This is a genomic window from Streptomyces anatolicus, from assembly GCF_019400875.1.
In the GTDB taxonomy this organism is placed as follows: domain Bacteria; phylum Actinomycetota; class Actinomycetes; order Streptomycetales; family Streptomycetaceae; genus Streptomyces; species Streptomyces anatolicus.
This window is the reverse complement of sequence record NZ_WMBF01000287.1, coordinates 1-8,172: the sequence shown is the minus strand read 5'-3', so window position 1 is coordinate 8,172 and position 8,172 is coordinate 1. Positions and strand designations below refer to the sequence as shown.

8 protein-coding genes are annotated in these 8,172 nt (G+C 70.6%); 4 read left to right on the top strand and 4 right to left on the bottom strand.

All coding sequences use genetic code 11. The features are described from left to right. Positions 1-90: 90 nt before the first annotated feature. Positions 91-1,263 (bottom strand): acyl-CoA dehydrogenase family protein, encoded by a 1,173-nt coding sequence (locus tag GKQ77_RS22355; protein ID WP_219690717.1) that lies wholly within the window; start codon positions 1,261-1,263, stop codon positions 91-93. Positions 1,264-1,618: 355 nt separating this feature from the next. On the opposite strand from GKQ77_RS22355, the gene GKQ77_RS22350 reads away from it, so the two are divergent. Continuing rightward, complete coding sequence (locus tag GKQ77_RS22350) at positions 1,619-2,863, top strand: glycoside hydrolase family 18 protein (protein WP_219690716.1); 1,245 nt, start codon at positions 1,619-1,621, stop codon at positions 2,861-2,863. A gap of 64 nt (positions 2,864-2,927) precedes the next feature. Here the strand turns inward: GKQ77_RS22350 and GKQ77_RS22345 are convergent, their stop codons facing one another. Beyond that, positions 2,928-3,551, bottom strand: coding sequence for a TetR/AcrR family transcriptional regulator (locus tag GKQ77_RS22345; RefSeq protein ID WP_219690715.1), 624 nt, complete (start codon positions 3,549-3,551; stop codon positions 2,928-2,930). Positions 3,552-3,758: 207 nt separating this feature from the next. On the opposite strand from GKQ77_RS22345, the gene GKQ77_RS22340 reads away from it, so the two are divergent. Genes GKQ77_RS22340 through GKQ77_RS22330 form a run of 3 tightly spaced genes read left to right on the top strand, consistent with a single transcriptional unit; the run spans position 3,759 to position 6,206 of the window. Beyond that, positions 3,759-4,307: a DUF6230 family protein gene (locus GKQ77_RS22340; protein WP_258021752.1), complete on the top strand. Its 549-nt coding sequence runs from the start codon at positions 3,759-3,761 to the stop codon at positions 4,305-4,307. After that, a complete protein-coding gene (locus GKQ77_RS22335; RefSeq protein WP_372459953.1) occupies positions 4,298-5,275 on the top strand; it encodes a DUF6114 domain-containing protein in 978 nt (325 codons plus the stop codon). The genes GKQ77_RS22340 and GKQ77_RS22335 overlap by 10 nt, the downstream gene beginning before the upstream one ends. A 25-nt stretch (positions 5,276-5,300) precedes the next feature. Further along, positions 5,301-6,206 (top strand): hypothetical protein, encoded by a 906-nt coding sequence (locus GKQ77_RS22330; RefSeq protein WP_219690713.1) that lies wholly within the window; start codon positions 5,301-5,303, stop codon positions 6,204-6,206. Here GKQ77_RS22330 and GKQ77_RS22325 read toward each other — a convergent pair. Then, entirely contained in the window at positions 6,184-6,330 is a 147-nt protein-coding gene (locus tag GKQ77_RS22325) for an SCO1431 family membrane protein (protein ID WP_125511519.1), read from the bottom strand. The genes GKQ77_RS22330 and GKQ77_RS22325 overlap by 23 nt on opposite strands. Positions 6,331-6,483: 153 nt before the next feature. Further along, on the bottom strand, positions 6,484-7,842 hold the full coding sequence (locus tag GKQ77_RS22320; protein WP_258021751.1) for a C39 family peptidase: 1,359 nt from the start codon (positions 7,840-7,842) through the stop codon (positions 6,484-6,486). Between the last annotated feature and the right edge of the window lie 330 nt (positions 7,843-8,172).

Below are 8,172 nucleotides of genomic sequence, written 5' to 3'. Positions count from 1 at the left end.
GCCACTGGGCCGACCGGGGCCGGACGCTGCCCGGGCGGCACGACCCCGAGTGGGCCCGGCTGATGGCGCCGCCCGCGCCCCGCGGGCAGTTCAGCGCGTCTCGGGACCCGCGAGGTGACGGGCGATGACCATGCGCTGGATCTGATTGGTGCCCTCGACGATCTGCAGCACCTTGGCCTCACGCATGAGGCGCTCCACGGGGAAGTCCGCCGTGTAGCCGTAGCCCCCGAGGACCTGCACCGCGTCCGTCGTCACCTTCATCGCCGCGTCCGTGCACAGCAGCTTGGCCATGGCCGCCTGCTTGGCGAACGGCCGCCCCGCGTCGCGCAGCCTGGCCGCCGACAGATAGAGCGCCCGGCCCGCCTCGATCTGCGTCGCCATGTCGGCGAGCATGAAGCGCAGACCCTGGAAGTCCGCGATCGGCCGGCCGAACTGGCGCCGCTCGGTGGCGTACGCGAGCGCCTCGTCCAGCGCCGCCTGGGCCACGCCGATGGCGCAGGCCGCGATGCCGAGCCGGCCCGAGTCGAGCGCGGAGAGCGCGATGGCGAAGCCCTGGCCCTCGTCGCCGATGCGGCACGAGTCCGGGATGCGTACGCCGTCGAAGTGGACCTGGGCGGTGGGCGAGCCCTTCATGCCCATCTTCTTCTCCGGCGCCGCGGCGCTCAGCCCCTCGGCGTCACCCGGCACCAGGAAGGCCGTGACGCCCCGGGCGCCCTCGCCGCCGGTGCGGGCGAGCACGGTGTAGAAGTCGGCGACTCCGCCGTGCGTGATCCAGGCCTTGGTGCCGTCGATGACCCAGTGGTCGCCGTCGCGCACGGCCTTCGTACGCAGGGACGCCGCGTCCGAGCCGGAAGCGGGCTCCGAGAGGCAGTACGCGCCGAGGAGGCCGCCGCCCAGCATGGCGGGCAGGTGTTCGGTCTGCTGCTCCTTGGTGCCGTACCCCGCGAGCGCGTGGCAGGAGAGCGAGTGGACACTGACGCCGAGGCCGACGGTCAGCCGCGCGGCGGCCAGCTCCTCAAGCACCTGGAGGTAGACCTCGTAGGGCTGGTCGCCGCCGCCGAACTCGGAGTCGTACGCGAGGCCGAGCAGGCCGGCCTCGGAGAGGAGGGTGAAGATCTCACGCGGGAAGCGCCCGGCTTCCTCTTCCTCTGCCGCCTTCGGGGCGATCTCGCGGTGGACGATGTCCCGGACGAGCGAGAGCAGATCCCTGGCCTCATCCGTCGGCAGCTGACGGTCCACCGGCTGCGGGGCGTGGTCGGGCATGACGCTCTCCTCCCTGTGGGGCTACGGCGGACGCCCGCGCAGGGTGAGGCGGCGACGCCGGAAACGATGCCGAGCCAGGGTCTCCCTCCGGGTCACGGAAGCGGCTGACCAGCGGCTGCGGCGCGTTGAGTATGCCCGATCGGCGGTACCCCAGTCACTAGTTAACGACCGCTTACTCGAAAGATATCCGAGATCGTCACCACGCGACGGGATTGGTACGAACCATTGACCGTACTGGTCTAGTCCTCCTACTCTTCCCCGCAACGTCTTACCGCGTTCATGCCAAGCGCATGGGCGGGGCGTCAGCAGGTCCACAGCGCTACCTCCCCTCCCTGTCCCCCCACAAGGAGACACGATGCTCAGACCGCACTCCCCCCGCGCCGGCCTCCGGGCCGTCCTCGCGACCGCCTGTTGCGCCGTACTCGGCGCGGGCCTGCTCGCGGGCGCAGGCACCGCCGCCGCCGAGCAGGACAAGGCCCCCGCGACGAAGGCCGCCGCCGGTTCCAAGGTCGTCGGATACTTCACCGAATGGGGCGTCTACGACCGGAACTACCACGTCAAGAACATCGAGACGTCCGGCTCGGCCAGCAAGCTCACGCACATCAACTACGCCTTCGGCAACGTGCAGGGCGGCAAGTGCGCGATGGGCGACGCCTACGCGGCGACCGACAAGGCCTACACCGCCGACCAGTCGGTGGACGGCGTGGCCGACACCTGGGACCAGCCGCTGCGAGGCAACTTCAACCAGCTGCGCAAGCTGAAGAAGAAGCACCCGGACCTCAAGGTGCTGTGGTCCTTCGGCGGCTGGACCTGGTCGGGCGGGTTCACCGAGGCCGCGAAGAACCCCGAGGCCTTCGCCAAGTCCTGCTACGACCTGGTGGAGAACTCCAAGTGGGCCGATGTCTTCGACGGCATCGACATCGACTGGGAGTACCCCAACGCCTGCGGTCTGACGTGCGACACCAGCGGGCGCGCGGCGTACAAGAACCTGATGGCCGCGGTCCGCGCGAAGTTCGGCTCCGGCAATCTGGTCACCGCGGCGATCCCGGCGGACGCCTCGGCGGGCGGCAAGATCGACGCCGCCGACTACGCGGGCGCCGCGCAGTACGTCAACTGGTACAACCCCATGACGTACGACTACTTCGGCGCCTGGGACGCCAAGGGCCCGACGGCCCCGCACTCGCCGCTCACCTCCTACAGCGGCATCCCGAAGGCCTCGTACAACTCCGACGCCACCATCAAGAAGCTCAAGGCTCTCGGCCTCCCGTCGCAGAAGCTGCTGCTCGGCATCGGCTTCTACGGCCGAGGCTGGACGGGCGTCACACAGAAGGCCCCCGGCGGCACGGCGACCGGTCCCGCGGCGGGCAAGTACGAGCAGGGCATCGACGACTACAAGGTGCTGAAGACCAAGTGCCCGGCGAATGGCACGGTCGGCGGGACGGCGTACGCGCACTGCGGCAACAACTGGTGGAGCTACGACACTCCGGCGACCATCGCGGGGAAGATGAACTACAAGAACCAGGCGGGCCTTGGCGGCACGTTCTTCTGGGAGCTGAGCGGCGACACGACCAACGGTGAGCTGATCAAGGCCATCAACTGACTTCGTTCGTACGAGACTTGGGGGCGGGAGCCGGTCGGCTCCCGCCCCCGAGGCGTGCGCCGCTTCAGGGGCGCGACGGGGCCGGGTAGGACGGCTCGAACTCCTCGATGACGCGCAGCGTGTCCCCGAGCGTGCGCACGAGCAGGTCGCGGACCGTCTCGCGCTCCAGCGCGCGGTGGCCGATCCAGTCGAGCGTGACGCCCTCGACGCTGCACAGCCAGCCGAGCAGCGCGGTCCGCGCCAGGCGCGGGATGTCCTTGCGGCCGTACGTCACTTCGGCGATCGTCGCGATCACCGCCTCGCGCACGCCGTCCCGTATCGCCTGCACCTCGGCGTCGAAGCCGACACCGCCGCTGATGATCGCGCGGTAGGCCGCCTGGTGGTGCTCGGCGTAGCGCAGATAGCCGTCGATGGTGCGCTGCACGCGGTCCGCGGGCGGGAGGTCGTCGTGGCGTCCGGCGCGCGCGACGAGGTCGGCGACGGAGTCCTCGATGATCGCGAGGTAGTAGCCGCGCTTGGACTTGAAGTAGTAGTAGATCAGCCCTTTGGCGACGCCCGCCTGCTTCGCGATGTCGTCCATCGACAGGGCGTCGTAGGAGGTGTCGGCGAACAACTTCCGGCCGATGGTGATGAGTTCGGCGCGCCGTGCCGCGGAGCGGTCGGTACCGCGCTGTTGACTATTATTCAATTCCGGCCCTAGTCTCCAACTGCCTCGGATTGTCCGCAGTATGGCAGAACCGTGCCACCGGCCGGTCCGGCCGCCGAGGCGCTTTCACGCACTCCCCTTACGCACGCTTGACGACGTGGAACGACGTACGGGAGGAAGACAGTGAGCGCAGCACGCGACGCGTTACGCGAGGGCAGAACCTCCTGGAAGAAGACGGCCGTGGTGGCCATGCCGGCGGTCCTCGCCGTCGGTGTGATGGCCTCCGTGATGGCCGAGGGCGCGCTCGCCGCGTCCTTTGCCGTCTCCGGCACCAGCTTCCAGGTCTCCTCGGGCAAGCTGACGAGTGACGGCCTGTCCTCGTACGTCCAGACGGACCGGGACATCGACGGCAAGGGGCACCCGGTGGCTCTCCTCGGGATCGGTGACGCCACCCTGACCGACATCTGCCAGGCCGCCGAGGTCAAGACCCCGCTCGGCAAGGTGGTGTTCAAGCTGACCGCGGGCGGCGACGCGGGCAATGTCACCGCCAGCAATCTCGTCATCGACGGCGAGGACCTGGTCGGCGACGCCCGCTTCGGCACCGCGGAGATAGGCCGGGACGCCTCGACGCTCGACGAGGTGCCCGGGGTCAAGGGCGAGCGAGGCAAGTTCGGGCTCCAGGCCGGGGACATCACCGTCTCCGGAGTGAAGTCGAACGCCTGGTCGGCGACCGGCGGCAACTTCCGGCTCAAGGGCATGCGGGTCGACGTCAGCCTCGGCGGCAAGAAGTGCTTCTGACCGGCGGCGGCAGGGGCGGCGTCAGAGCCTTCCGCAAGGACGGCGGCGGCTGGCTCGACCGGCGGCTGCCCTGGCCGGAGCAGCGCCGGGTTCTCCGCAGATGGCGGCGGACCCGGCCGTTCTGGGGCGGGCTGCTGCTGATCCTCGGCGGCGCCGAGCTGCTGCTCGTGCCGCTCTCGCCGCTGACGGTCCTGGTGAACCTCGGGCTCGGCGGGATCGCGGCGGTCGGCATCGGGATCGCGCTGGTCGTAGCGGGGCTCTTCCTGTGGTTCCTGCCGCACACGCACCACTATGTGAGCCTCAACGCCCTGATCCTCTCGGTGCTCTCGTTCGCGGCCACGAACCTGGGCGGGTTCCTCGTCGGCATGCTCCTCGGCATCGCGGGCAGCGCCATGGGCTTCGGCTGGACGCCGGTGCCCGAGGACGCCGAGGACGATCCCGCGCGGCCGAAGGTGCGGGACGGGCAGGGCACGCGGACGCTCGCGGTATTGCTGCCCGTGGTGATCGTCGCCGGGATCGTGAACGGGAGCCCGGCAAAGGCGGCGCCCTCGGAGTCGATCGTGGCGCCGAGGACCCCGCCGACCATCACCACCACGCTCTTCGCCCCGAAGGGCTTCATCCTGGCGGGCGTCACCGAGATCCCCACCGCGGACGGGCCGTTGAAGGTCATGGTGCTGCGGATGAAGGCCGCCTCGCTCACCGACTACAGGCTGAAGACGCGGGACGGGGGCGGGGAACTGGCCCTGGGCGCCGACAAGCTGGACCTGAGCGGCTCGGTCACGCTCTATCTGACCAAGTTCAAGGGCTGCCTCGAAGGCCTGCTCTGTCTGACCTTCACGCCCGACAAGCTGCCGGTGCCGCCCGTCGTGCCGCCGTTCGTCTTCATGACGGACGTGAGCGCCGAACAGGCGCTTGTCACCTCGGACTCGATCGTGGCGGGCGGACTCTCTCTCAAGGCCTCGGCATGAGGGGCGCGGCCAGGAGGGTCCCGGCATGATCCAGATCCAGGCCGCCCTCTTCTGGGCGTACGCGGTCGGCGCGACGTTCGCGCTCTCCGCGGGGCGGCAGTTGCAGGTGTGGGAGCGGATCAACGCGGGCGAGGGGCCGCGCACCCGCAGCCGGGCCGCCAATCCGTATCTGGCGCTGACCGCGCTCTTCGCCGCCGTCCTGATGGTGCCGACCGGCCTCTTCCTGCTGTGGCAGAACCCCGCCTGGGCGACCATGCACGTCGCGGACGGCCACGAGGGCGTGTGGGCGGGGTTCGTGCTCTTCTACGCGGGCGGGATCCCGGTCGCCGCGATCGTCGGGTTCCTCGTGGCGCAGACGCTGGTGCTCGTGGGGGCGGGCTACTGGGCGTACCTGCAGTGTGTGGGCGGGTACTTCCTGCTCTTCGGGACGCTGATCCACGGCTGGGACGGCCGGGGGTACGAGCGTTTCCTGTCACCCGGCGCGGCGGACTTCACCCACTGGCCGAGGGAGAGCGTGGTCAATCACGTACTGGACTTCCTGACGTCCGGCACGTTTCTGGCGCTGCTGCTGTTCGGGGCCGCGGTGATCGGCACCATGCTGGCGACCGAGATCGGCTGGCTCATGGAGGGCTGGTCGCTGCCGGGCGCCGACGAGGACCGCGCGGTGCCGAGGATCCTGGGCATCGCCATCGCGGCCGCCAGCGTCCACGGCCTGCCGTTCGTCGGCGCGCTCCTCGCGAGCGTGCTGGTGCGCCTGGTCGGCGGCTGGGTCGGCCTGCCGCTGTTCGCGGTGGTCGCGGGGCTCACCCTGCTGCACCGGCGCTCGCCGGTGCGCTGGCTGTATGGCCTGGTGGGCGTCCCGCACCGGCACTGGCGGGCCGGTGCCGACGACGGCTACGAGAGCCAGGTCACAGCAGACCGGCCTGCGTGACGAGCATCGCGAGGACCACGACGAGCGTCCAGCCCGCGAGGTGCTCCAGGAGGTTCGGCCCGTCTTCCTTGGGTCCGCCGGTGCGGGCCCGGACGCGAACGGCGGTGGCAGAGGTAGCGGTCATGTCTTCTCACTGAGTTCGACTGGCAGTGGTGTCCCCCCGAGGACCCCTCCACCATGCCAGCCTGAAACCTCCTTGTGGGGGAGAGCTTGGTCACCCCGCACCGCGCCCTGGAGCCCCCTCCTCACAGCCGCGGGAGGGGGCCCACGCCTCGGCTCAGCGGATTCCCACGGCCGCCAGTGCCGCACGCTGACGCGCGGAGAGCTTGGTGGGGAAGTACAGGTAGCAGACGCCGCCGGTGCCGGAGACGACCTTGCCGGTGGCGTTGTAACGCTTGGTGCGCAGCCAGATGTTTTCGAATTCGCGCCGCTTGTAGACGCGGCGCACCGCCTCGTTGCTGGGCGACGCCGGGTCGTTGGCGATCACGTCGCCGTCCGCGGTGAAACCGATGACGGTCATGAGGTGGCCCGCCGTGCCGTACCCCGCGCCCGTCAGCTCCTCCTTGAGGAAGGACTGGGACGTTATGGCCGGGATGCCCGCCGCGATCAGCGACTCCAGCTCGGTCAGCGAGGCGAGCCGGGTCACGACGCCCTGGAGGTCCTTGTACGTCGACGCGTACGCCGCGTTGAAGGGCCAGTTGCCGCAGCCGTTGTACTGGTAGTCGAAGGTGAAGCGGGCCGCGTGGCACACCTGCGGGTCGGCGTAGGAGGGGTCGACCCAGGCCAGCTCCCCGGGCGTGGGCCTCCGGCCCCAGTACTCGATGATCATCTGCGAGGAGGTGGGGCTGCACCAGGCCTCGCCGCCGTTGTCGTACTCCGGGTACTGGCCGATGTGGGTCTCCTGCGAGTAGCGCGGGACCGTCAGCTCCTTGGTGAGGCCCGGCTCCGAGGCGGGGACCTGGAAGCGGTCGGGCACCGCGGAGGCCATCGCGCCGAGCCGCCAGACCGTGGGCGTCACGGTGGCGCCCGGCCTGCGGTACAGCGTCACACGCAGCTGGTACGAGGTGACGCGCGGGCCCGCTTCGGCGTCGTCCAGGGCGAGCGTGTCCGTCCACACCGTCGACTTGCCGTCGCTCTGGTCGTCGACGGAGGTGCGCCGGATGTCGGCCTCCTTGTCGTCTCCCGAGGCCCAGCGGCCCATCACGTACCAAGGGCTCGTCGTCCCGTCCGCGTACGTGCCGCGCAGCTCGACCTGGATCCAGGTGCCGGCCGGGGTGCGCGCGTTCCAGGAGGCGATCAGCTCCGTCGCGGGGACGGTGGAGCGGTGCGTGGGCGAGGTCCACCGGGCGTACTCCCAGGTGGCGGTCGTGCCCGTGTGCGGGTCGGCGTAGTCGGCTCGGCCTACGGGCTCGGCGATGCGCAGGCCGGCGCGGGCCGCGGAGACGACGGCGGTGCCCTCGGCGGTGCCGGTGCGCCAGTCCGCGCACGAGGTCCAGAAGCGGTTGTCCACCGAACGGTCCGCGTGCGGCGTCGCGCGGCGCGGGGAGGACGGGCCCCCGGCGGCCAGGGCGGGGCCCGCGGTCGCCGCGAGGGCGGCCACCGCGGCGGCGGTGCCGAGCACGGTTCTGCGGGACATGCCGTCTGCCCGGTCTGCCCTGCTTGCCCTGTCTGCTCGGTCTGCTCGGTCTGCTCTGTCGTAACGGTCGGGGCGGTCAGCTCGGTCCATCAGGGGGACCCCCAGTCGACGTGGTTTCCGGCGGGATCCGGAACGGGTCGGAACAGGTGCACGGAAGTGGGCCAACTATGGCCGGTCCCGGCCGACTTCTGCCAGCGCTTCGGACACCGCCGCGCGCGTCAATATTGGCCTCAACCACTGGCATGACCAGCGGCGGCGCGCGGAACACCTGCTTCCGCGCGCCGTCGCCGGCCGTACGCTTGCCGATGATGACCCCTGACCCGCGCGCCC

Bases quoted from the DNA above. Each gene is read 5' to 3' on its own strand.
- GKQ77_RS22330 (WP_219690713.1), top strand. From the start codon at position 5,301: ATGATCCAGATCCAGGCCGCCCTCTTCTGGGCGTACGCGGTCGGCGCG.
- GKQ77_RS22325 (WP_125511519.1), bottom strand. From the start codon at position 6,330: ATGACCGCTACCTCTGCCACCGCCGTTCGCGTCCGGGCCCGCACCGGC.
- GKQ77_RS22355 (WP_219690717.1), bottom strand. From the start codon at position 1,263: ATGCCCGACCACGCCCCGCAGCCGGTGGACCGTCAGCTGCCGACGGAT.
- GKQ77_RS22320 (WP_258021751.1), bottom strand. From the start codon at position 7,842: ATGTCCCGCAGAACCGTGCTCGGCACCGCCGCCGCGGTGGCCGCCCTC.
- GKQ77_RS22340 (WP_258021752.1), top strand. From the start codon at position 3,759: ATGCCGGCGGTCCTCGCCGTCGGTGTGATGGCCTCCGTGATGGCCGAG.
- GKQ77_RS22350 (WP_219690716.1), top strand. From the start codon at position 1,619: ATGCTCAGACCGCACTCCCCCCGCGCCGGCCTCCGGGCCGTCCTCGCG.